Source organism: Paenibacillus sp. R14(2021) (assembly GCF_019431355.1).
Lineage (GTDB): Bacteria > Bacillota > Bacilli > Paenibacillales > Paenibacillaceae > Paenibacillus_Z.
The window spans coordinates 4,423,054-4,445,836 of sequence record NZ_CP080269.1 but is presented as its reverse complement, the minus strand read 5'-3'; the positions used below and the strand labels follow the sequence as shown (position 1 = coordinate 4,445,836).

Sequence of the window (22,783 nt, the reverse complement as noted above, 5' to 3'; positions counted from 1 at the left end):
TGGAGTGCTAACGCTACTCCTTTTATAGCATAGATTAGGGTCTAGGCTCAAGTCTGAATGCAGAAAAATTCCAGTTTATGCGTGAACCTTTCCTGACATGAAAAATCAACTGCTCCCGCCGCTGTCTCCGTTCGCCGCTGTCCCTAATCCGGATGAGCGCAGCAGGTGAAATGGATACCGAAAATGTGCTACAATACGGGAATTGAACCGCCAAGGAGGCACATCACGACACTATGCTTATCATCGGTATCGCCGGAGGCACCGGCTCCGGCAAAACAACAGTCGCCCGCTCCGTCATCGAACGGCTCGGATCAGATAAAGTCACGTTTATTTCGCAGGACAATTACTATAAAGACCATCCGCATCTCTCAATGCAGGAACGGGAGGCGCTGAATTACGATCATCCGCTCGTATTCGACAACGAGCTGCTGATTGCCCATTTGAAGCAATTGAAGAACGGTGAATTTGCGCATGCGCCCGTCTATGAATTCACGATCCATGCCCGCTCCAAGGAAGAGACGCTTGAGCTGAAGCCGAACCATATCGTCATCCTTGAGGGACTGCATGTGCTGTCGGACGAGCATTTGAGGTCGCTGCTGGACATCAAGGTGTTCGTCGACACCGATCCCGACGTGCGCATTCTCCGCAGGGTGCTGCGGGACATCGAGGAACGCGGCCGGACGATCCAGTCCATCCATCACCAATATTTAACCACGGTCAAGCCGATGCACGAGGCCTTCATCGAGCCTTCCAAGAAATACGCGGATATCATTATCCCTGAAGGCGGCGAGAACGAAGTCGGGATCCAGATGCTGTCCATCCTGACGGAGAAGTACCTGAAGGACGGCGAGGCCGGTGAAGCGGAGCAGCTGTAACAGCGAAAAGCGGCAGTAATGGAGGCTTACCTTTAATACTGCCGCTTTTTTTTGGCTGCGTTATGGTTTGAACGCGTCGACGATCAGCGATACAACAGCCAGCCGCCCGTTACGATTGCGGTGATCGAATTGCTTGGAACGATAAATAAAGCCGTCAGCCGCATCCCATTCATTGGCGTGAAACTCACCTTCCTCGTCGCAATACTCCAACAGCCTTACTTGAAAGCCGGCTTCCGCGAACATCCGTCCGAGCGACCGATAGTCGTAGATGATTTGATGCGAAGCAGCCGGGTGATCAGCGGCCCAGGGCCGCCGATTTGAACGGTGCGTTGGTAGGCCTCGTCTCGAAAGAACGCATCCGGCACCGCGCAGCGAATGTAACCGCCAGGCTTCAGGAAACGGCAGCAGATTCGTGCGGCCTGTACGCCCTGCTCAAAGGTCAAATGCTCCCAGACATGTTCGGCAAGTATGGCGGCAACCGTGTCTGGAGCAAACTTAGCCGACCAATCCGACTCATGAAGCAGATGAAGCTCATGCTCCTGCGTATGCAGCCAGCCCGGATTATTGCGATACTCCCCTGCGCCGATGACCACCTTAATAGGCTTCCACATCGAACCCACTTCCTTTTTGACCTCATTATATCGGAGCAACCATGTACATATTAATGGCCTCATATGACCCCGATATGGAACAATATGCATTTTCATCAACTCAATCGTATATTCACAGCCCCAGCTTCGCCCCTCTAATATAAAAAAGCGTCAGAAGCACACGTTGCCGTGTCCATCTGACGCTTTTTCGCCTGCTCAAAGTCTCCTCGCATGCCGCCCTGTCAATCCTTACGCCAAACATCCGCATATTCCGAATTCCGCTTGAATTGAGCGAGCGCATACGAGCAAGCCGGAATGATCTTGCGGCCTTTCTCTCTGGCCTCGTCCACGACGAGATTCAGCAGCCGCTTCGCCAGATTGCCGCCCCGATACCTGGGATCGACGTAGGTATGATCAAGCACCCAAGTGTCGGCATCCACCAGCCGGTACGTTATCTCGCCAACGGGACCTTCGGCGCTCTTCAGAATGTAGCCGTTGCCCTGCTTCTCCGCGGCAATGTCTTCCTCCGGCACGTTCGCAAGCTGCGGTTCTTCCCTATTCTCGCTCATCGACATCTGCCTCCTTCGCTGCATTATGCATGCCATCTTGTTATTCTATACCCTTTGCGGCTGGTTTTGATACGTCTTTTATCCGAACCGGCCTCCCCCGTCAAAACATATCGACAACCCAATTAACGACCGCTCCATAGCCATGCTCAATGCCGCTTGCGGCCGCTTGGAAGCCTTGATTCGTGTTCCGATAAAGCAGCATCTGCTTGCCGCCGTCCTCCAGCAGATTCAGCTGCACGTCCTGGAATCTGCCGTCATAGATGTTATCCTTCACATTCAGCTTGCTCGCTTCGGCCGACAGCGCGATGTCTCCTTTGGCAATAGAATCGTCAATCAGCTCGCCTTCGCCCTTCAGCAGCGTCTGGCCGTCTACGGTCAATTTCAGGCTGCACCCTAAGAGATCGATGCCGATTTCCCGCGTGTGCTGCACATTAAACGGAATACCCTTGCTTACAGGCGCGCCTGCGGGACCCTGCACGTTCGTATCGATCGCTTTGTCGCTGAGGTCCATATCGGCGTCCCTCCACGACACATCGTTTAATTGGCGGCTGAACAGCCGCTCCGCGGGATGGCCCGCTTCCTTCTGCTCCACGGTAATCCAATTATCCTTCAGCACGAGCCGAACGTAGCTGTCATTCTTGATATCGTAGCGCAAATAGATGCTTTGCTCGCCGATGACGTTTCCTGCCAGCTTGGCTGTCAGCGCGACATCGCCGAAGCTCTCGCTGCCCCGCAAGTAAGCGAGGCCCGCTTCGCCCGGAGGAGAAGTCAGCACGATTTCATTCCCGTTGAATTCCGCTGCACCGGCAGCTGTCTTCCAATCCTCGGCACGGCCGGCTTCGCCTTCGGCAAACGTCATCGGCTGCCCAGTATCCGCTCCGATCCTCATCATCACATGGTTCGTCGACCAGTACGGCGCCGGCTGCAGCCGCGTCAAATCGTAGACGCTGCCTTTCGACCCGTTGAACGCGTTCCCTTCGCGGGCAAAACCAAGTTTGTACAGCTGCTCGATATTCTTCTCGTTAGCATGCTCAACGAGCTCGGGTATGCTCTGCTGCAGCGTGTTCGCATGCTTAATCATGTAGAGATCCGGCACATAACCAAGCTTATCCGTGTAGACTTCTTTCATTTGAGCATACTCTCTTGCGATTCGCGTCTCCATGACGCCGCGGTCTTCGGTCGGAACCCAGTTGCTATCGCGGATGAAATCCATTAACGGATAATTGTAATAGCGAATGTCGTCTTGGCTCTGAAGCTGCTGCGCGTCCAGCTGTCCGAGGAACCGCCCTCCCTGCTCGAAAACATTCGAATAGGCCAACCGATAGCCGCTGCTGCCTAGCTCCCAGTAGCCATTTTTCTTCATTTTGTCGATTACATACGGCTGCAAATACGCGTTATTGTCTTCATCGATGTTATTGGCATAAGTAAGGAAGGTCGCTTTATCGTTATACCGCTCCAGCATTTTCTCCGCCAGTCGGCTGGAATCGCTGCGTCCATCCTCGAAGGACAAGAACAGCGCTTTGTCCGGAAGCGGCTTGCCCTTCTCGTAATAGTCCAGCACATCCTGCTGCGAGATCGTACGGTAACCCTGATCGCGAAGAACCTTCAGCTGTTCGTTCAGATCGCTCTTCGCCATCCGCTTCGACGAACCGTCACTGCTGACGCCGTAATAAGAGAGCGCGATAAAGCCCTGATGGCTCTTCCACGCGCTCTTGTCCGGTTCCTTATACACGTTGGCATAAAATACGGCAAGATAGATCAAGAGCGCCACCAGCAGTAAAATAACGCCCTGCAGCAGTGACTTCCGTGTTTTTCTCCGATTCTTCCTCTGAATAACATCCAGGGCAGAACGTTGTTCCCCTGTTTCCTCCATTTCCGCCATCCCCCACCTTATAATCAACCGGCCGATACGCTTGCTGGCGCACGGCCGGGATTCGATTCCTTTTTAGTTATGGTTCGTTTCGGGTACCGTAATGTTTACATGCTCACTCACTTCTGCTGCCTTCAATTGCGGCATCCCTGAAGCGCCTCCCGGCGATTTCCAGCACGTGACCCAGGCGACCGGCATCTGCCAGAGCAGCGCCAGCTCGGTGAACAGACAGCGGATCAGACCGAACAACCAAAGCCTGCTTTTGCGAAGCAGGAGATGGGCAAGGCCCATAATCAGCAGCATCACGAGCAAGCCGAGCAGATAGCCTGACGGAAAAAAATGATGCGCAATCGGCTCATAGACGAGGTAATCGACCACGATGACCGGTGCAGTGACCGCTATCAGCAGACCGATATAGAAGAATAACGCCATGAACGGTTCTTTGCGCCAAATGAACGTGCCGGCCCGCAATGATCCGCGCAGCCACGCACGTTTGGCGTGCATCCGCTCCATGAGGAGCGCGCGTTTCTCTGAAGGCACGAACACCGAGCAAACCGCCGAATCCTGATACGCGGTGCGGTGCGTCCGCAGAACGAAATTGGTCAAGCTCCGGTTGTCGCCGATGATGCCGGGCTGTCCTGTGTATTTCAGGTTCCGTCCGCTGTCCATGTACTGAAGAATGAGCTCCTTCCGGTAGCAGGACAGCGATCCGGACAAGCTCGTCACGCTGTCGAACTTCGATTCCGCCGCTTTCGCAATCCGAAAGCTCGAGTGGTACCGGACTGCCTGCAGCATCGTAATGCTATTGGTGAATTTATTTTCCACGTCCATGCGTCCGGAGACGCCGCCCACTTGAGGGTCCTGAAACGGCTGAACCAAACGCCGGATCGCCGCTGGCTCCAAGAAGCTGCCTGCGTCGACGGTGGCGACAAGCTTATGCTTGGCATGCGCTGCGCCTTCAGCCAGCGCTGCGCGTCTGCCCTCGTTCTCCGGCATGAAGCGCAAACTCATTCGCTCCTTCGTGAAGAATCGTGCTCCTTCATGATGGATGCGGGCAATGACCGCTTGAACCCGTTCAACCGCTTCAGCAGACGCCTGGTCAGCGACGATGATGATCTCCAGCTTATCAACGGGATAATCCTGATCGACGCAGCTTAGAATTGTTCGTTCGATCCATTTCTCCTCGGTCAAGCCATGGATTACGATGGAAACGCCAGGCGTGTACTGCGGGTCGACCGGCACCTCCCGGTACAGCGCGCCGAACAGATAGCGGCTGATAAGAAATACGGCCGCGAGCAGACTGTACAAATACAGAATCAGGTTATATCTATAATAAATAACGTTCTCCATTCGCATGAGCATGGTAAGACAGGCCACCGCGAATACCGCGCCGACGACCGTGAAGGCAGACATTCCCCACCGCTTGCGGCGGAAGTACTCGGTAAGCGGCCTGGTAAATTCAAAGGCCAGCATCAGCTGCTTCTGCCCGTCCTGCTCCCGGGTAAACATCCGCACGAGCGCCGCCTCCATCTTCACAGCTGACTCGAACGGCTCCGGCATCGTGCCCGGCGGTATCCGAAATCGAAGGCCGGCGCGTTGACCGACGATGTAATGCTCTTCATCCGATTCGAGCGCCACAAGAATGCCTGTCGAGGAAATATCGACTGCTTTGCCCTGCAACGCATGCTTCTTCTTCCTTCTGTTGCCGATGATCACGACGTCAAAATCAGCCTCATAACGGATGCTCAGCCGTTCTTGCTGCCGCTTGAAGGACTCCTTCGCATCTGCCGGAATACCCTTAGCTCCTCTGCGGTCGGCAGGTGAACGGTTCCCCTCAGGGTCAGGCACATGCGGGAGCAGCCGCCGATCACGCTTCGGAACGGAAATGACATCGAGCAGCTTTGTTTCTTCTTGGTTCTCCTCCTGTTTCATCACATTAACAGTCTCCCTTCCCGGATATCCGGCGCTACTCTCCGTCCTGCATCAGCTGGTTCAGCGTAACAAAGGCATACTCCTGTTTGCGGACGCAGTCGGCGACGAGCTTGACGGTTTCGTTCAGATCCGGGCGGTCTTCCGTGTCCAGCGCAAAGATACCGCCGTGATGAATGAACGTGCGGACAAGCTTAGCCTTCTCTTCCTCCGTCTCATTGTGCCAGTTGTGCAGGTATAAGCTGCTGCCGATCACGGCCTCATGGCCGCTCTGCGCAGCCGCAAGCCGCACCTGATCCGTAAAATCCCGCGATGTCGTTCGTACGTAATGCGGAATGACGCCGGTTTTCTTCGCAATAACATCGCCGCTCAGCTTAATTTCGTTATACGTCTGCGCGTACGTCAGCTTGCTAAGATCCACCCTGTTCAGCGTGTTGTTCTCAATCTCATGGCCGCGGGACTTTATTTCCTGCGCGATATCGGGCTCTTCGGCCACCCGCATACCCGGCAGGAAAAACGTAGCCTTGATACCGCAGCTGTCCAGAACGTCGAGCAGCTGCTCCATCGTTTCTTTATCCGCCATCCCGTTAAAGGTCAGCGCCAGCTCCCGCTCGTTCGTGAAGATTATGTTTATAGCCTTGCTCTCTGGACCGCCGTACGGCGCAGCAGCTGAATTGGCCGTATTGCCGGCAGCTTGGCCGCCGCCTGCTTCCGTCCGCCCACCTGACGTGCCGCAGCCGACAAGCAGCCCTAGCATCAGTATGATGACCAAAACCCCTTTAGCTTTCATTGGGCCCTCCCTTGATGTGAAAATTTGACCCGCACAAAGCAAAACAGCGCGGTGCTGCAATTATCAACTTAAATTCATAGGTCTATTGACCTATTATAAATAATCCACTTCATTTTGAGAAGTCATTTACCATTATGTACATTTCTATTATCATATAATGATAATTTAAACCTTTTCCATACGAATGAAACCCAACAGCTGCATTAAATACGAAAAAGACACAAGAAGCATGCGCCTCCTGTGTCTCCTTCTATCCGTTATTCGATTATTCGATCAGCAGCCTGGCAAGCTCGTCATAGCTGGCCGCTTCATGCGTCGGGGTATGCTCCGATTCCGGCTCTGCGCGCCGATGATTAAACCAAATGACCCGCCAGCCGGCCTCAAGCGCGCCCACCACGTCATTACGCCATGAATCGCCCACATAGATACAGTCGGCCGGCCGCGTGCCTGTCTGCTCGTTTACATAGTGGAAGAGCCTCGGATCGGGCTTATCCCAGCCGTGCGAGCCGGATATGAATTGCCGCTCGACTGCCACGATGCCGTCCAGCTTCATCGCATCGATCTTGAGCTGCTGATGCGAAGGAGCGCCATTCGTAATGAGTCCTATCAACCAACCGGCTTCCGCGAGTCGTGTCAGCAGTTCTCTCGCACCGCTGAACAGCTCGATGTCGTACTGACAGCCGATGTAAGCCGCCTGCATGGCTTCCGCCTGCTCGTCGCTGAGCGCTAGACCGAATTCCGCCATCGTGAGCTGGAACCGGCGCATCCGCATCCGCTCCGTCGCCGCTCCGGCCTCCATCGCACCCGCGCCGCCAAGCTGAAGCGACAGCATGTCACTGTGGTACCGGAGCCGATGATACGCCGCCGGATACGGGAATCCCTCCAGCGGCAGAAGCGGCCCGGCAACCTGCTCCACCGCCTTGCGGAAAGGCAGTAAATGATCATACAGCGTATCGTCCACGTCGAAAAAAATCGCTTGCTGGTTCTGTTCCTGTTTCATTCTGCAGCTCCTGAGCTCATGGTTGTCCTCCCGGTGACGGGAAATGCGTCTCGTCAAAAGATACCCCAATGCGGCCTCGTTCATAAACGGACACCGCCTGGATAGGCTGTATGCCCTGCGGGCAACCTTTAAGAAAGCTGTGCTTCAATGCGCTTGATATAGGCGATCGACTGTTCCGTGTAGCGATCGAAGAATTCCCTTCCACCGCCGCGCTCCATGACGCCGAACGGGTCCGCCGCTGCAGGTAGCAGCTCGAAGGTGAGATAACCGTCGTAACGGATCTCCTTGAGCGAGCGAAGAATCGGCACGAAATCCGTATGCCCGGTCCCCGGCGCCGCACGATTGCTGTCCGCCAAGTGAATATGGATGAGCGCATCTCCGCTTTGCCGGATCGCCTCCGCCGCATCGGACTCATCGATGTTCATATGAAACGTATCGCCCATGATGCCCACGTTCGCGAGCCCAACCTCCGCCCGCATTGCGGCAGCTTGATCCAGCCTGTTCAGCATATAAGACTCGAAGCGGTTCCAAGCTTCAATGCACAGGCTCACGCCAAGCGATGAAGCATACTCCCCCGCCGTCCGAATGCCTTCTACCGCCCATTTCCATTCCTCTTCGCGGCTGCCCAGCTCGCGAATACGCATATTCGCGACAGGCGCTGCAATGATGGTCGGAGCTCCGACCTCTGCGGCCATCTCGGCCACTTCCTTTACGTAGTTCACGGCCTGCATCCGCACGGCTTTGTCCGGATGCCCCAAGTCCCGCTGCGCGTTGAAGATGGAGCAAATCGACGAGACCTTCAAGCCATGATCCGCAGTCAGCCTCCGTACCTCGCTATAATCGTATCCGCTCGGTTCGCCAACCAGCTCGATGCCGTCATAGCCGAATCGCCCCAGACGTTCTACACTCCGCGCAAAATCCTCTCCATAGTAAACGAGCGAATTATAGCTGTACTTAAACATCATCGCTTCTTCCCTTCTCTATCAAACTATGTACTCGTAATTAGGCTCCGAGGCAATCTTGCCTACAGAATGCCTAGTATCCAGCCTTCCAGCGGAACGACTTTTTCCCGTTCCCTGTCCGTAAGCGTCCGCAGCTGCATGTAATGCGAGAGAGTGCCCTCAAGGTCCTGCTCCCTCACATTTCTCCGCCAGCCTCAGCTCTGTCGGGTTATTGTAGGGCAGCGTCGGCGCTTGAATCGATGATACAGGCCGTTCCTTGACCCCGCTCCACAGCGCGCCCGAAATGATCGAGAAAAGCCATCCACGAGTGAAGAACCGGGTTCCCCGGCAGCGAATCCCGAAAATACGAGATCGGAAAAGAAAGCCCGTGGTCAATGCCAACGATCATCGCGCCGATCCGACCGGCCCGCTGAGCCTCCAGCCTGTCCGCCAAATAGCGGTAGACGCCAGCCCTCGACCAGCTTCGCCGGCCCAAGGCCTGACGCGGCGGCTCATCGGCCGTTGATTCGAAGATTTGGATCGCGGTATGCTTCTGCGTCGGCAGCGCCTTGCCTGAATAATCGATGCCTATATAATGCTGGAACATAAGAGCCTCCGGGATTCGTTTCGTACAGAAATTCGCTTTCTCCTTGACGCGCACCTGACTACTCCAGCTCCAGCGGCGTCAGATAAACCGTCTCACCGAGACGCCGCCTGCGAAACGCTCCCGGCGTCGTGCCGGTCCACTTCACGAACTGGCGAATAAAGCTTTGCGCGTTGTCGTAACCGATACGCAGGGCGATCTCGTCGACGGCATGCTCGGTGCTGAGGAGCAGGTGCATCGCCTCCTGCTGCCGCAGCACGGCGAGATATTCGCGAGGCGACAGCTGGTACGCTTCCCGAAATACACGGTAGCAGTGACGGCGGCTGAAGCCGAGGCGCCCCGCCATCGCTTCCATCCAGCCTGCGGGGATGACATCTTCAGGCTGACGCTCGGCGACGAGCGCTTCGATCTCCTTCGCAATCCGAATCGGCAAATCGTCCGCAGCCGCTGCGCCCTCATCGTGCTCGGTGATGTACGTCTCAAGGATATCCATAATCGTATAGACCGTTCGAAATAATTTGGATTTCGATTTAGACTTGGGTGTCTCTTCCTCCATCAGCATCTCCACGACGCGCTTCACTTCGGGAAGCAGCAGCCCGTGCAGCTCCTGTCCCGGCTCCAGCAGCAGAAGCTTCGCACGATTCAGCGCATTGAGGAAGACCGGGTCGTCAATCTGGACATGCATCACGAAGAAGGAGAACGGCTCGACTGCCTTATAGGCATGCAGAAGCATGGGCGGAACCAGAATAAGATTGTCCTTGCTTTGACGATAGGCCGTACCGCCGACCTCCGCCAGTTGCGTCCCCTCCAGCACGAGGTTTAGCTCGAACATCATGTGATGGAGATGCCTGCTGCAGGACCAGCCCGCTTGGACCGTGCCCATCTGCGCCCCGTACAGATACGTCTCGGATTTACGGTTCGCGAACAACCGAATCGGATTCGGCACATCCAGCCTGTCAGCCATGGTTGCAACCCCTCTTTCCCTGGTAATGTCTCAGTTGGTTAACTATTTAAGAGGTTAACGGCCCGTTCTGTTATTCAATCCGAATGCTGCGTACAGCTATACTTTTGTCATTGTCCCTATTATAGAGGAGGTTGACGGATGGAAGCTAGGTTTGAATTAGGAGCGCCGGACGCCGTGGTCGTTCGTACAGACGAGGGTTGGAAATCGTTGTCCGGCGGAGGATCCGGGAGCTGGTCGTCTGCAGGCATAGCCGTTACCTTGACCGCGAACGGCAGCGCATATGCGCTGGAAGTAGAGGCGCCAAGCGAGGCGATTCGCCTCATTAAACTTCGTTGGAAGGTTCGCCAGCAAGGAAGCCCGCTGATCTTAGGCGATCATTGGGAGCGCGGCTACGGCGATTTGGAATGGCGCGGCATCGCGCCGGAGCGCGTCATGCCGTGGTATTTTCTCCGTTATGACGGCACCCGCACGGCGGGATACGGCGTGAAAACAGGCCCAAGCTCCCTCTGCTTCTGGCAGATGGATGCCGACGGCATTACGTTCACGGCGGATGTCGCAAGCGGAAGTGCCGGGGTTCGGCTTGGCGCGCGCAAGCTTCTTGCCGCGGAGCTGCTCTATGATGAGGGACGGGAGAGCGACACGCCGTTCGCGGCCGCGCAGCGCTTCTGCCGGCTGATGTGCGAGAATCCCGTCATGCCGAAGCAACCGGTATACGGCGGGAATAACTGGTACTATGCGTACGGAAACAGCTCCCATGCGGAGATATTGGCGGATTCGAGGTTCATGTCCTCGCTCTCCTCGCACAAGACAAACCGGCCGTTCATGGTCATCGACGACGGCTGGCAGCTGCGAAGCGGCGTCGGCGCATGCAATGGCGGACCCTGGGTCGGCAACGACAAGTTCCCGGACATGGAGCGCCTCATCGGCGAGATGAAAGAAATCGGCGTCAAGCCGGGCATCTGGTGCCGGCCGCTGTTGACGGAGGAGCAGGTGCCGGCCGAGTGGGTCCGTTATGCCGGGAGCGGCGGACAAGTGCTGGATCCGAGCCTGCCTGATGTGCTGGAGCATATCCGAGCATCCGTCGAAACGATGGCCGGCTGGGGCATTGATCTGCTGAAGCATGATTTCACGACGTATGACCTGCTCGGTCAATGGGGCATGACCATGAAATCGCATCCGCACGGACTGCAGCACACCTTCAGCGACCGCTCCCGGACAACGGCCGAGATTACGCTTGCGCTGTACCGCACCATTGCCGAGGCCTCCGGGCAAGCCGATATTATCGGCTGCAACACGTTCAGTCATTTGTCGGCAGGCGTGTTCAGCATTCAGCGGACCGGCGACGATACGAGCGGCAGATGGTGGGAGCGCACCCGCTACATGGGCGTGAACACGCTGGCGTTCCGCATGCCGCAGCACGGCACCTTCTACAGCCATGACGCCGACTGCCTTGGCCTTACGAAGGATGTGCCGTGGGCGCACAACGAGCAGTGGCTGCGCATTCTGGCCGGTAGCGGCACGCCCTTGTTCGTCTCCGCGGACCCTTCCATCGTCACGAAGGAGCAGGAGCTTGCGATCAGCCGCGCGTTCGAGCTGGCAGCCGAACCGATGCCTGTCGCGGAGCCGCTGGATTGGCTGCATAATACATGCCCGAGCCGCTGGCGCATGAATGGTGAAGAGGTAGTCTTCGAATGGAACGGCGTGACCGCGGAGCTGCTGGAAGAGAAGGAAGAAGGCTGGTGGCTGTAAGAGTCCCCTCATCGATCGATTAACGACTTCCCCTGGCCTCCGCGGTCAGGGGTTTTTCGCGATTTGCCGCGCACATTCGGCGTTCCTTCATCGGCTCGCCTTGTTCTGTTGTCAAACGTAGTCTAATGCCGTCGCATCCGCGAATAGACATAAGCGAGCAGCAACTTGACGTTCAGGGGGGCGGACGGAATGCGGATTGCGGTAGGTATTGTGCATGGCATGGGGCAGCAGAAAGGCGACTTTCATATCGAAATGGCGGGAGCGCTCTGCAAGGCGATGGCGAAAGTCAATCCGGACATCCAGCTTGTTGTGGAGGGGATCTACTGGGGGGATATTACGGACAATTTGGAGAAGAAGCTTTGGCAGCGGACGGATGCGGCGCAGCTCCACTGGAATGACGGACTGAAGCTGCGCGCCTTCGTCATTAACTATTTGGGGGATGCCGTCGCTTATCAAGCGATTCCGAAGGAGCACGATCCTTGTCCGCACGATTATATTTATGATGACATTCATACGCGTTTCGCCCAGCAGCTGCACCGGCTCTCCTGCCGTGCCGGAGACGATGCGCCGCTCTGCATCATCGCTCACAGCCTTGGCACGATCATTGCAAGCAACTTCTTCTATGATCTGCAGCATCGTAAAATGCGCCCCAAAGCATCCTCGTTCATTCATGCCTGCGGCTCCAGGCTCGTGAACGGAGAGACGCTGACGCATTTCTATACGATGGGCAGCCCGATTGCACTGTGGACGATGCGCTTCGAGCATTTCGGGCTGCCGATTGCCGTACCGGCACCTCGGCTTCAGAACCGCGGCTTCGGCGAATGGGTCAATTTCTATGATAAGGACGATCTCATTGCCTACCCGATCAAGGCGCTGAATGCCAGCTACGCCGAGTCGGTAACAGCCGATATCGTCGTTCGCTGTCCCGGTCTCTTGGGATGGACGCCCGGCTCGCACGGCGGCTACTACAAATGCAAGCCGCTCATCCGCCGCATCGCGCAGGGACTGGACCAATTAAGTCAATCGCTTCCCGAGGGACTGCCCGATTGACGTATAGGGCCTATGTCCTGTTTTTCATGACGTGCCGCTCTCCGAGAGGTAATTATAGTAAAATATAAACAGCTAGGAACCACGATAGGAGGATGAACACGCTTGAGCAGCAATTCGACAGGTAACGACTTGCGCCCCAGAACGTCGCGCAGCTCGCGTAATAAGGAAGATAAAGCCCCTTCCAAAATGTTAATGGCAACCATCGCGTTTCTAATTGTCATCTGCGCCGTGCTTTACGGCATCTATTCGTCGCATTCCGGCTCCGGCCAAAAGCATGATACGGAGGCGCTTGCGCCCGCGGACGGCGGACAAGGACAAGCCGGCAGCGCTGCGCAGGGCAATACGGACAAGCCTGGCACGGGCAACAACGATACGGCCACAGGCGGCACGACCGACAACTCTGATGCATCAAATCCTCCGGCTGCCGACAATGCCGGCGGTACAGCGAATGCATCCGATTCTGCGGGTGAAGCTGACGGTACGGATGCAGCCTCATCACCCGAAGGAGATACAACCGGCAATGCAGCAGCCGATGCACCGGTTGACGCCGGCCAAGGCGAGCCTACGCAAGGCAAGCCGGCGCAGCCAAGCAGCAGCAACGACAAGCCAGAGCATGCCGACAGTCAAGCGCCGGCAGCTTCCGGTCATGCGGACAAGCTCCCGACGACCTACGTCGTGCAGAAGGGCGACACCCTCTCTACGATATCCATGAAGTTCTACCATTCGAAGCGGCATGTCGCCTTCCTGGCGAAGAGCAATCATCTCGTATTCATTAATGACATGAAAGTCGGAGATACGATCAAGATCCCCGTCTTGTCATCAAGTGCAGGTTCCTCGTCCGGGAACGCGCAGGATAACGTCGATTACTCCAAAGTCACGCTGCCCGCGTCGTATTTGGTCCGCCCCGGCGACACGCTGTACCGGATTGCCATGCTATTCTATCATTCCGATGATGATATCGATCTCATCGTGAAGGCAAACAAGCTGAAAACAAACGAAGATTTGAAGGCGGGAACCTCGCTCATCATCCCTGCCAAGCCGAGAGGCAAATAACAAGCAGCCGCTCTGCCCAGCTGCAAACAAAGGAGCTGTCCACATTCGGATGATACCGAATATAGACAGCTCCTTCGCATTTTCCCGCCTCACGGCGGCATGCCCCATCTATTCCGCTCCGCCCGCTGCCCACGCTTTCAGCGCGGGGTGGAGCCGCTTAGCATCCCCGTAGCCCTGCAGATACAGCTCCCTCAGCTTGGCGGGATCCCGCTCCATCCGCCCAACTTCGAGCGGCTGCTGCGGCCGGATGACGAAGGCTGCGCCGCTCTGCTCCTGCTCGTTAATATAAGCGGCTGTCCCGTTATAGATGTCATGCCGCTTCAGCATGACTTTGACGAATTCCGGGAACCTGCGGTATGCCCTTCGGACAAACCACGCGAAGCGGTTCGGCGATTTTCGGTACCCGGCATCCCGTGTCAGTACGACGACATTGCGCTTGTAGCCGTCCCTCTCCGCCTGCCGGAGAGGAATCGGATCCGAAATCCCGCCGTCCAGCAGCTGCTTGCCGTCGTATTCGACGATCGGAGCAATGAACGGAAGCGAGCTCGACGCCCGCAGCACCTTCAGGAGATCGAATCCGGGCTCACTCTTACGGTAGAACACCGTTTCGCCGGTGACGCAGTCCGTCGTGCCGACCACGAATTCTTCTTTGCTTTCATAAAAGGCTTTATAATCGAAAGGGACCAGCTTATTCGGAATTTCGTCGAAAATAAAATCCATTCCGAACAGCTCGCCCTTCTTCCAGTAATTGCCCCACGAAATATATCTCGGGTCCGTCACCCACTCGATGTTAACGACATGGTTACGCCCCGGCTGCCTGGAAAAGTAGCTCGTCGCGACGCATGCCCCCGCCGAAATGCCGATCGTGTAGGGGAAATAAATATGATGCTCCAAAAAATATTCCAGCACCCCCGCCGTATACACAGCGCGCATGCCCCCGCCTTCCAACACCAATCCGATGGAATCCATTGCTTCGCCTCTTTCCGCGCCACAACCTTAGGTCAGCTCCATTCATTTTACTCATGCAGGAACAAGCTCGTCAATTTCAATACTGATCCGCTTCCAAATTATTGCATAACAAGCAGACGTTCTCCTCATACTAGTTTGTAATCAAGGGGCGGCCTGTGGGGCAGAACGATTCAAGGCGGTGGGACAATGGAACAAACGAATACCTCCATTCAAGCTTCCGCGGCGCGCAACGTGCTTTCGATTCGGCAGCAATTCATTCATAACGATTTTCTCGTCGTCCGGGACATCAGCCAGGACGCGGGAGCCGGGCATGCAGTCCTTGTCTATCTCAATGTATTGATCGACGAGAAGGCGCTCAATCAAGTCATCATTCGCAAAATCAGCGAGGATCTGACCCAGCGGAACAACGCTTCAGCCGGCGCGATTCTAGACTCGCTCTACACCGTTAGCAACGTGACAACACTGCCGGAGCTTAAGGCAGCTGCAGACTTCATTACCGATGCCGGCGTCATCCTGTTTGTAGAAGGACACACCTCCGCCTACGGAATCAAGCTGCCCGGCTTCGAGACCCGCAATATCGGGGAGCCGAAGATCGAAGTCAATGTCAGAGGCCCGCGCGAGAGCTTTATCGAGGATCTTCATACCAACCTAAGCCTGATTTTCCGAAAATTAAAAACGCCTCATCTGAAAACGATAACGTACATCATCGGAACTCAGAGCCAAACGAAAGTTACACTGCTCTATCTCGATAACAAGGCTGACCCGAACCTATTGAACGAATTGAAGCGAAGACTGGAGACCATCCAGCTCGATATCCTGGTCGTAAATACGCAGATCGAGGAATGGATTCAAGACAGCACCTGGTCGCCCATCCCCCAATTGTTCAACACGGAGCGCCCCGATCGGGTCGTCACGGCGTTAAACCGGGGCAAAGCCGCGCTCATTGCGGACGGAACGCCGATTGCGCTGATTGTACCGTCCACCTTCTTCGAAATGCTGCATCCGAGCGAAGACTTATACGAGCGGTTTTATTTTGCCAACTTCCTGCGTGTGCTCCGCCTCATCACGCTGTTTATTTCGTTGTTCGGACCCTCCCTGTATATCGCGCTGACGACCTTCCATCTGGAGATGATTCCAACGCCTCTAATGATGGCGTTCATCTCCTCGAAAGCAGGCATTCCGTTTCCTACGTTCGTGGAAGCGATCCTGATGGAGGTATCTTTCGAAATTCTCCGGGAAGCCAGCCTGCGGCTGCCCCGGGCGGTGGGACAATCCGTCAGCATCGTCGGTGCGCTCGTTATCGGAGAGGCCGCCGTTCAGTCCGGGATCGTCTCCCGTCCCATGGTCATCGTCGTCGCCATGACAGGCATCGCATCGTTCACGATTCCTGCCTTCAGCACCGCCATCTCGTTTCGGATCCTTCGGTTTCCACTCATGCTGCTCGCAGCATATGTCGGCGTTCTCGGCATCTCCCTCGGGATGCTTGTGCTGGTGCTTCATCTGTGCTCGCTGCGGTCCTGCGGAGTGCCGTTCCTGAATCCCGTCAGCCCCAGCGGATTAAAAACAACGCTGCAGAACTACATCCAACTGCCTGTCAAATACAGGCCCCGGAACAAGGGAGGCTCCTGACTTGACTGTCAACCGAATCCGTTTACCCGGCATGAAGATAAAGAGCCTCCTGATGCTGAGCCTGCTCCTCCCCTTTGTCTCAGGCTGTTCGCCCGATGTGATCGAAATCAGCGACATCGCGCTTGTCATGGCGCTTGGAATCGACTATGACCAGCAGACGAAACTCTATACCTTCTCGACCTACAACGTCATGCCGACGGCATTAAGCACGGACAAAGCAGGCAAGCTCACGGGCTGGACCGCCAGCGTCACCGGGAAATCCGTCATCGATACAGGCCGAAACCTGCGAGGCCGTCTCGGCAAAACGCTTATTTTCCAGCACAATAAATTTGTGTTGATCGGAGAAGAAGCAGCCACTCACTCCTTCTACGAGATCATGGACTTCCTGATGCGCAACCGGCAAATTCGTCTGACAAGCTATCTGGTCGTCACCGAGGGACAGGCCTCCGACAAGCTGAAGGTGAGAACGCAAAGCGGGGACTTGCTTTCCAATGATCTGTTCGGCAAGGTTCGCAATGAGAAGGAGTGGGGGAAGAGCATGACGCAGAGCATTCAGATGGTCGCCAACTGGTACACCGATCCCTGCAGAGGATTCGTAACCGGAAGACTTGGCGTCACGCGCCAGAAGAACGATACGCAGCAAGCGCTGGCTCTCCGTGGAGGGGCTGTTTTCAATAAAGGCAAGTTCAAGCAGTGGATCCAAGGCGATGACGTGCTCGTTATTCAATTATTATCGGAGCGGAACCGGTGGAAGAATCTCGAATTTCCAAGAGTCGTCAGCTATAAGGGACACGATACCTCCATCTACTTCAAGCCATCCAAGCAATCCATCCGCAGCCGCTTTCGTCACGGAAAGCCCAGCATCGAAATCGCACTGACGATATCGGCAGCATTGGGAGAAATCGGGCAGCCGCTGCCGCTTAACAGTCCGGCTGTCATTGCATCGATGGAGAAGGCGGCTTCCAAAGAAATAGAGCGGTTGATCCAAGCGAGTCTGGCTTCTTTCCAGCATGTCATTCGAGCGGACGTGCTCGGCTTCTCGCAGCTGCTCTCGCAGTATCATCCCACGGGATGGGCAGCCATTAAGCAGAACTGGGATGAGGTCTACCCCTCCATGCCAGTTACCGTTCATGTGAACGTCAAGATTGAGAAGGTAGGCATGATTCAATACGCAAAGGAACGTCAGTATGCTGAATAATACCGTTTGTTTGGCGGCGCTAGCGTACGGAATTGCAACATGCGTCTGGTTGCAGAGACGCCGGCGTTTCCGCGACGGCATCGTGATGCTTCTACTATGCGGCGTTATCGCGCTCTATTGCGCACCGGTCATCGGCAAGGCCTTGCCGACGGCAGCATCCGTCTACACGTACATTTATCATCCGGTCTCCAGCTATATGCTGAAGGTAATGGGGATCAAACAGGAGGGCTGAAGCAAGCCATGCAAGAAAAAATCACCCCCGGCTCGTTCAGCTGCTTGTTGTTCAGCGTTATCTCGGGCTTCTCTACCGAGTTCCTGCTTGAGGGTAAGCTAGTCGAGCAGGATGTATGGATGTCAGACCTGATCGGGATCAGCGTCACGTTCTTCATTCTTTCTCTGCTGTATTATGTGCAATTGCAGCATCCGGACTTGACCATGGCGGAAGCGTTCGACCGTTTGCTGGGCAAAGGAATCGCCAAGCTCGCCCTATGCTTCTTTCTGATTTACATTCTGGAAATTCAAAGCGCGGCTTACCTTGCGATAACGTCCTTCTACCGGGTCGTGGTGCTGCCGAACACCCCATCGGGTCAAATTATGCTGCTGATCACGTTGACTGTTTCTTATGCAGCCTATCTGGGCCTCGGTACGATCGCACGCACATCTCAAATACTGCTCCCGATCTTCATATTCTTCATCACCATCATTTTCCTCTTTATTTATCGCAACGTAAACTGCAACCCGTTCCTTCCGGCCTTCCAGCACAGTGCATCCGAGATTGCTTATGGAGGCATGATTTCTTTCTTTTTCCCTTTTGGCAAATCGATCCTGCTCTGTTTTCTATTCTCCCGCGTAGCGAACAACCGCCGCCCCCTGCTCAGCGTGCTGATTCCGCTGTCGCTGTCCGGGATCTACCTGTTTACGGCAACCTATCTGACCTTCGGTTCGCTCGGCATGAATCTGATGAACAGTGCAACATTCCCGTTCTTCTCCGCTATTCAGCTCGTCAAATTCGGCGAATACCTGGAGCGTATCGAAATCATGATAATCGGCATTTGGACCGTGTTTACGATGTTTGAGCTCATTGTTTTTCAGTATTTATTTACAAAACTGTTCGGCCACATTTTCGGTCTCAAGGGGACGAATCCCTTCATCTTCCCCATCGGACTGTTGTTTTTTGCCCTGGCGCAGCGAAGCTTCCCGCATCTTAATGACTTGACCATCTACAATTCAACTATCGCTCCGTTCTCTGCGCTTCTCCCTACGGCAATCATCCCGCTGCTGCTTGCCGCGCTGACGCTGCTCAAGCCAAAAAGGACCTAGGAGGTACGCTCCAGGTCCTTAGCGGTATTGCATGAAGGGCGAGCTTTCGTTCACCCGTACTAGGCGCGATTGGCCAGATAAGCCGCAACCTCGGCTAGTCTCGAGGCATAACCCCATTCATTATCGTACCACGCTGCGATGGAGACTAGCTCCCCTTGCACCTGCGTAAGCGGCAAATCGATGATCGAGGAATGCGAGTCGCCGACGATGCGCGAGGATGCCCACTCGCCTTCTAAGACGTCAAGCACGCCGTTCAAGTCGCCTTCCTTAGCCGCGCTGCGGAACATCTCATTGATCTCCTCCGCCGTGCACGGCTTCTCCGTAACCAGGTTCAGCTCTGCAATGCTGCCGGTGCGCGTCGGAATTCGGTACGCCTTACCCGTAATCTGGAGATCCTTCCAGATGAACTTCAACGCCTTCGCTGCTCCGGAGGACGATGGAATGATATTCTCTGCTGCAGCCCACGAATCACGGCGGGACTGCATCGGCTGATCTGTCAACGATTGTGTATTCGTATAGGAATGCACCGTGGAGAACAACCCGTATTTGATGCCGAAGTTTTCACGTACAAGCTTCACCACAGGCGCTAGTGCATTCGTCGTGCAGCTGGCCATACTGATGATCTTATGCTCGTCCGGATTGAATTTGTCCAGGTTGATGCCCTTCAGCAGCACCGCGTCGCAATCCTCGAGACTCTTGCTTGGCCCACTGACGAGCACATGCTTCGCGCCGCGGTCCAAGTGAATTTGAGCAACCGAGCGGGTAACGGCTCTTCCCGTACAATCGATGACCAAGTCGACGCCGAGCGCCCGCCAGTCCGGCACTTCATTCATCGAATTGATGTACTTGATATGGCGGCCCCCAATGACCATAGCCCCCGTCTCCGCTTGCACTTCTTCCGGCCAACGCTTGTAGTTTGTATCGACTTCAAATAATGCGGCTAGCGTCTCCTCGTCCCTGATATCCGAGATGGACACCGGAACGAAGAGCTTTTCTTGCAATGCGACGCGCAGCAGCTGTCTGCCGATGCGGCCAAAACCGAATATCGCTATTTTACCCATGGTTACCTCCAACGGTTAGCAAATTGTTAAAGCCTCAGTGAGAGTGTACGAAATGACGGCTGTATCGTCCATACGACTTTACACCTATTCTATTCCTTACTCCCGCTTGCCGGGTGTCAGCTCCCTAACCTCAATCGGCAGCAGGTTAGCTTCGATTTTAGCGCGGTTCGGTTCGAACCAGGAAGGCAGCATAATCTTCTGTCCCAGCTGGTCGGCTGTTTCGTCATTAGCAAAGCCCGGCGGATCAGTAGCAATCTCGAATAAGATGCCCCCGCCTTCGCGGAAATAAATCGCGTTGAAATATTGACGGTCGATGACAGGCGTCGGCTGATAGCCGCTGCCAGCTACTTTGGTTTGCCACTGTACATGCTCTTCGAAGTCCTTGGCTCTCCAAGCGATATGGTGAACCGTGCCGGCGCCGCCAACGCCCCAATCCATATTCTTCGCAGGGACGTCAATGATATTGCCGATGTCCCCTTCCGCTTGCAAACGGATATAGCCCGCTTCCTCGCCAACCTTCTTCAAGCCGAGGACATCCGTTAACACGGAGACCGTTCTAGCCGAGCTTGTGCTGAACAAGACGGCGCCGCCGAAGCCTTTGATCGCTTTGTCCGCAGGGATGCCGCCGAACGACCACTCGCTGTTTGCTCCGCTCTCACGTTCGACGAGCTCCAGATGCAGTCCTTCATTATCATCGAATTGCAGATACTTCTCCCCGAATCGTTCTGTTTGCTTCACGGCAATGCCGAAGCCTGAGAGCCGCTCTTCCCAGAACGAAAGCGCGCCTACAGGTACGACGTACGCCGTAATACCAACCTGGCCGCCGCCGATTTCACCCTTGCGGGAGCCGGGCCACGGGAAGAAGGTAATGATCGTGCCGGGGCTGCCGGCTTTGTCGCCGAAATACAGGTGATAGACCTCCGGTGCGTCGAAATTGATCGTTTTCTTTACAAGGCGCAAGCCGAGCACGCCGGCGTAGAAATCAACGTTCTCCTGCGGGTTTCTTGCAAATGCAGTAATGTGATGAATACCTGCCGTTTGTAATGACATTTACACTCACTCCTCAATGTTTAGGTTAACGAGACGTTATAAATAATAGTGATTGTGATTTGGTGCTAAATGCTTCATGAGGATTTAATTACTCGGTTCCTCAATCGTAATCGGCTGCAGCACAGCTTCAATTTCGGCGCGGCGCGGCTCGAACCATTCCGGCAGCATAAGCTTCCGACCCAGCTCATTCTGACGCTCATCTCTCGCGAAGCCCGGCGCGTCTGTTGCGATTTCAAAGAGAATGCCGCCGTGCTCGCGGAAATACACGGCTTTGAAGTATTGGCGATCCTTGATTTCCGTCGGTTTATAGCCGCTGGCTGCTACGATCTCTCTCCAACGCGCATGCTCCTCGTTATCCTTTGCACGCCAAGCAATATGATGGACGGTTCCGACGCCGCCGCTGCCCCATTCCATATTGGACAACGGAACGTCGATTCGATTGCCGAGCTCCGCGGACGATTGGAACCGGGCAAAGCCGTCTTCTTCCCCGACCTTGGCAAGGCCCAGCACTCGCTCTAGAACATCCATCGTCTGAAGATAATCTCTGCTGAACAGGACGGCGCCGCCGAAGCCCTTAATCGCCTTGTCCGCTGGAATACCGGCATACGTATCCGTGCGGACCGGACCCTCCGACCGCTCCGTCAGTTCCAGGCGCAGCCCGTCGGGATCCGTGAATTGAAGATAGGACTCGGAGAATCTCGTCTCATGTCTGAAGGCGATGCCGAGCTCCGTGAAACGCTGCTCCCAATACGCGATCGTACCGACCGGTACGACGAAGGTGGTGACGCCCACTTGGCCTCCGCCGATACGCCCTTTACGGGCCTTCGAGGAAGGGAAGAACGTGATGACCGTGCCCGGGCTGCCGGACGCGTCGCCGAAATACAAGTGATACGTATCCGGGGCATCGAAGTTCACCGTCTTCTTCACCAAATGAAGCCCCAGGATGCCGGTATAGAAACTCGCATTCTCCTGCGGGTCTCTTGCAAAAGCCGTAATGTGGTGGATACCTGTCGTCCGGTCTGACATGATCGATCGCTCCTTATCGAAATAATTGTAGTAACTCCCGCGCTTTGCCGCTGCTTACATCAACGCATCCAGCGAATATGCGCCAGCGCCGGTCAGCGCAACGCCGATAACGACAACAAGCACTACAAGCGGATATTCATATCCGTTAGAGGTTGCCCAAAGCCCATTTGCACCATGCACCTTCACGATCGCGCCCAGCATCGTCAACGCAAGCAGGATTGCGGCTAGCACTGTCAGCAGGCCTGCTCCGAACATCGCGCCGCCAACCAGCTCCAGCAGTCCAGCGAATACCGCCATCGCTACGCCAGGCTTAATGCCGACCGACTCCATCCAGCCTCCGGTTCCTTTCGGTCCATAACCCCCGAATAAGCCGAACAGCTTCTGCGAACCATGCCCTACGAACAACAAACCAATAACGACGCGAATTATTAATAACCCTAAATCCATCATGTACATCCATCTCCCTTACTAATAGTTTTTGTTTAATAATCTTTAATTAAAGATATTTCGTCAAAAAAAAATGATACTTCCCTTTCACCGGCTTCT

At 55.3% G+C, this 22,783-nt stretch carries 21 protein-coding genes and 1 pseudogene; 8 read left to right on the top strand and 14 right to left on the bottom strand.

From position 1 onward, the window contains the following. The first annotated feature begins 233 nt into the window (after positions 1-233). On the top strand, positions 234-875 hold the full coding sequence (gene udk, locus KXU80_RS20745) for a uridine kinase (RefSeq protein WP_219835041.1): 642 nt from the start codon (positions 234-236) through the stop codon (positions 873-875). A gap of 60 nt (positions 876-935) precedes the next feature. On the opposite strand, the pseudogene KXU80_RS20740 reads toward udk, so the two are convergent. The 9 genes and pseudogenes from KXU80_RS20740 to KXU80_RS20700 form a co-directional block, all read right to left on the bottom strand. Next, positions 936-1,486, bottom strand: a pseudogene (locus tag KXU80_RS20740) (methyltransferase domain-containing protein). A 221-nt stretch (positions 1,487-1,707) separates the two neighbouring features. Continuing rightward, a complete protein-coding gene (locus KXU80_RS20735; RefSeq protein WP_219835040.1) occupies positions 1,708-2,034 on the bottom strand; it encodes a GNAT family N-acetyltransferase in 327 nt (108 codons plus the stop codon). Between the two features lie 100 nt (positions 2,035-2,134). Beyond that, positions 2,135-3,907 (bottom strand): polysaccharide deacetylase family protein, encoded by a 1,773-nt coding sequence (locus tag KXU80_RS20730; protein WP_219835039.1) that lies wholly within the window; start codon positions 3,905-3,907, stop codon positions 2,135-2,137. A gap of 72 nt (positions 3,908-3,979) precedes the next feature. Beyond that, positions 3,980-5,836, bottom strand: a complete 1,857-nt coding sequence (locus KXU80_RS20725; RefSeq protein WP_258171481.1) for a glycosyltransferase family 2 protein — start codon at positions 5,834-5,836, stop codon at positions 3,980-3,982. Between the two features lie 34 nt (positions 5,837-5,870). Next, positions 5,871-6,623 (bottom strand): polysaccharide deacetylase family protein, encoded by a 753-nt coding sequence (locus KXU80_RS20720; RefSeq protein WP_219835037.1) that lies wholly within the window; start codon positions 6,621-6,623, stop codon positions 5,871-5,873. 265 nt (positions 6,624-6,888) lie between these two features. Beyond that, positions 6,889-7,623 (bottom strand): HAD family hydrolase, encoded by a 735-nt coding sequence (locus tag KXU80_RS20715; protein WP_219835036.1) that lies wholly within the window; start codon positions 7,621-7,623, stop codon positions 6,889-6,891. 128 nt (positions 7,624-7,751) lie between these two features. Next, positions 7,752-8,588, bottom strand: coding sequence for a sugar phosphate isomerase/epimerase family protein (locus tag KXU80_RS20710; protein ID WP_219835035.1), 837 nt, complete (start codon positions 8,586-8,588; stop codon positions 7,752-7,754). A 205-nt stretch (positions 8,589-8,793) separates the two neighbouring features. Then, entirely contained in the window at positions 8,794-9,171 is a 378-nt protein-coding gene (locus tag KXU80_RS20705) for a hypothetical protein (protein ID WP_219835034.1), read from the bottom strand. 58 nt (positions 9,172-9,229) lie between these two features. Beyond that, positions 9,230-10,132, bottom strand: a complete 903-nt coding sequence (locus KXU80_RS20700) for a helix-turn-helix domain-containing protein (protein WP_219835033.1) — start codon at positions 10,130-10,132, stop codon at positions 9,230-9,232. Between the two features lie 138 nt (positions 10,133-10,270). On the opposite strand from KXU80_RS20700, the gene KXU80_RS20695 reads away from it, so the two are divergent. The 3 genes from KXU80_RS20695 to KXU80_RS20685 all read left to right on the top strand — a co-directional run bounded on the left by KXU80_RS20695 (position 10,271) and on the right by KXU80_RS20685 (position 13,984). Further along, a complete protein-coding gene (locus KXU80_RS20695) occupies positions 10,271-11,881 on the top strand; it encodes an alpha-amylase family protein (protein WP_219835032.1) in 1,611 nt (536 codons plus the stop codon). A gap of 189 nt (positions 11,882-12,070) precedes the next feature. After that, entirely contained in the window at positions 12,071-12,931 is an 861-nt protein-coding gene (locus KXU80_RS20690) for a chemotaxis protein (RefSeq protein ID WP_219835031.1), read from the top strand. Between the two features lie 102 nt (positions 12,932-13,033). Further along, a complete protein-coding gene (locus KXU80_RS20685; RefSeq protein WP_219835030.1) occupies positions 13,034-13,984 on the top strand; it encodes a LysM peptidoglycan-binding domain-containing protein in 951 nt (316 codons plus the stop codon). Positions 13,985-14,092: 108 nt separating this feature from the next. On the opposite strand, the gene KXU80_RS20680 is transcribed toward KXU80_RS20685, so the two are convergent. Continuing rightward, positions 14,093-14,953: a patatin-like phospholipase family protein gene (locus KXU80_RS20680; RefSeq protein WP_219835029.1), complete on the bottom strand. Its 861-nt coding sequence runs from the start codon at positions 14,951-14,953 to the stop codon at positions 14,093-14,095. Positions 14,954-15,139: 186 nt separating this feature from the next. On the opposite strand from KXU80_RS20680, the gene KXU80_RS20675 reads away from it, so the two are divergent. From KXU80_RS20675 to KXU80_RS20660, 4 genes are read left to right on the top strand one after another with little or no spacing between them, the layout of a single operon-like run. Then, complete coding sequence (locus KXU80_RS20675; RefSeq protein ID WP_219835028.1) at positions 15,140-16,582, top strand: spore germination protein; 1,443 nt, start codon at positions 15,140-15,142, stop codon at positions 16,580-16,582. 1 nt (position 16,583) lies between these two features. Further along, on the top strand, positions 16,584-17,780 hold the full coding sequence (locus KXU80_RS20670) for a Ger(x)C family spore germination protein (protein WP_219835027.1): 1,197 nt from the start codon (positions 16,584-16,586) through the stop codon (positions 17,778-17,780). Beyond that, a complete protein-coding gene (locus KXU80_RS20665) occupies positions 17,770-18,012 on the top strand; it encodes a hypothetical protein (protein WP_219835026.1) in 243 nt (80 codons plus the stop codon). Before KXU80_RS20670 ends, KXU80_RS20665 begins: the two co-directional genes overlap by 11 nt. 8 nt (positions 18,013-18,020) lie before the next feature. Beyond that, positions 18,021-19,100 carry a GerAB/ArcD/ProY family transporter gene (locus KXU80_RS20660; RefSeq protein ID WP_219835025.1) on the top strand — a complete coding sequence of 360 codons (1,080 nt, stop codon included), beginning with the start codon at positions 18,021-18,023 and terminating at the stop codon, positions 19,098-19,100. Positions 19,101-19,159: 59 nt separating this feature from the next. Here the strand turns inward: KXU80_RS20660 and KXU80_RS20655 are convergent, their stop codons facing one another. The 4 genes from KXU80_RS20655 to KXU80_RS20640 form a co-directional block, all read right to left on the bottom strand. Further along, entirely contained in the window at positions 19,160-20,161 is a 1,002-nt protein-coding gene (locus KXU80_RS20655; RefSeq protein WP_219835024.1) for a type I glyceraldehyde-3-phosphate dehydrogenase, read from the bottom strand. Positions 20,162-20,257: 96 nt separating this feature from the next. Next, positions 20,258-21,211: a ring-cleaving dioxygenase gene (locus tag KXU80_RS20650; RefSeq protein WP_219835023.1), complete on the bottom strand. Its 954-nt coding sequence runs from the start codon at positions 21,209-21,211 to the stop codon at positions 20,258-20,260. A gap of 84 nt (positions 21,212-21,295) precedes the next feature. After that, entirely contained in the window at positions 21,296-22,237 is a 942-nt protein-coding gene (locus KXU80_RS20645; RefSeq protein ID WP_219835022.1) for a ring-cleaving dioxygenase, read from the bottom strand. A 54-nt stretch (positions 22,238-22,291) separates the two neighbouring features. Beyond that, positions 22,292-22,687 carry a DoxX family protein gene (locus KXU80_RS20640; RefSeq protein ID WP_219835021.1) on the bottom strand — a complete coding sequence of 132 codons (396 nt, stop codon included), beginning with the start codon at positions 22,685-22,687 and terminating at the stop codon, positions 22,292-22,294. Positions 22,688-22,783 lie beyond the last annotated feature (96 nt).

Excerpts from the sequence above, each read along its gene's own strand:
- udk (WP_219835041.1), top strand. The coding sequence starts at position 234 with ATGCTTATCATCGGTATCGCCGGAGGCACCGGCTCCGGCAAAACAACA.
- KXU80_RS20735 (WP_219835040.1), bottom strand. The coding sequence starts at position 2,034 with ATGAGCGAGAATAGGGAAGAACCGCAGCTTGCGAACGTGCCGGAGGAA.
- KXU80_RS20730 (WP_219835039.1), bottom strand. The coding sequence starts at position 3,907 with ATGGAGGAAACAGGGGAACAACGTTCTGCCCTGGATGTTATTCAGAGG.
- KXU80_RS20725 (WP_258171481.1), bottom strand. The coding sequence starts at position 5,836 with ATGAAACAGGAGGAGAACCAAGAAGAAACAAAGCTGCTCGATGTCATT.
- KXU80_RS20720 (WP_219835037.1), bottom strand. The coding sequence starts at position 6,623 with ATGAAAGCTAAAGGGGTTTTGGTCATCATACTGATGCTAGGGCTGCTT.
- KXU80_RS20715 (WP_219835036.1), bottom strand. The coding sequence starts at position 7,623 with ATGAAACAGGAACAGAACCAGCAAGCGATTTTTTTCGACGTGGACGAT.
- KXU80_RS20710 (WP_219835035.1), bottom strand. The coding sequence starts at position 8,588 with ATGATGTTTAAGTACAGCTATAATTCGCTCGTTTACTATGGAGAGGAT.
- KXU80_RS20705 (WP_219835034.1), bottom strand. The coding sequence starts at position 9,171 with ATGTTCCAGCATTATATAGGCATCGATTATTCAGGCAAGGCGCTGCCG.
- KXU80_RS20700 (WP_219835033.1), bottom strand. The coding sequence starts at position 10,132 with ATGGCTGACAGGCTGGATGTGCCGAATCCGATTCGGTTGTTCGCGAAC.
- KXU80_RS20695 (WP_219835032.1), top strand. The coding sequence starts at position 10,271 with ATGGAAGCTAGGTTTGAATTAGGAGCGCCGGACGCCGTGGTCGTTCGT.
- KXU80_RS20690 (WP_219835031.1), top strand. The coding sequence starts at position 12,071 with ATGCGGATTGCGGTAGGTATTGTGCATGGCATGGGGCAGCAGAAAGGC.
- KXU80_RS20680 (WP_219835029.1), bottom strand. The coding sequence starts at position 14,953 with ATGGATTCCATCGGATTGGTGTTGGAAGGCGGGGGCATGCGCGCTGTG.
- KXU80_RS20675 (WP_219835028.1), top strand. The coding sequence starts at position 15,140 with ATGGAACAAACGAATACCTCCATTCAAGCTTCCGCGGCGCGCAACGTG.
- KXU80_RS20665 (WP_219835026.1), top strand. The coding sequence starts at position 17,770 with ATGCTGAATAATACCGTTTGTTTGGCGGCGCTAGCGTACGGAATTGCA.
- KXU80_RS20660 (WP_219835025.1), top strand. The coding sequence starts at position 18,021 with ATGCAAGAAAAAATCACCCCCGGCTCGTTCAGCTGCTTGTTGTTCAGC.
- KXU80_RS20655 (WP_219835024.1), bottom strand. The coding sequence starts at position 20,161 with ATGGGTAAAATAGCGATATTCGGTTTTGGCCGCATCGGCAGACAGCTG.
- KXU80_RS20650 (WP_219835023.1), bottom strand. The coding sequence starts at position 21,211 with ATGTCATTACAAACGGCAGGTATTCATCACATTACTGCATTTGCAAGA.
- KXU80_RS20645 (WP_219835022.1), bottom strand. The coding sequence starts at position 22,237 with ATGTCAGACCGGACGACAGGTATCCACCACATTACGGCTTTTGCAAGA.
- KXU80_RS20640 (WP_219835021.1), bottom strand. The coding sequence starts at position 22,687 with ATGATGGATTTAGGGTTATTAATAATTCGCGTCGTTATTGGTTTGTTG.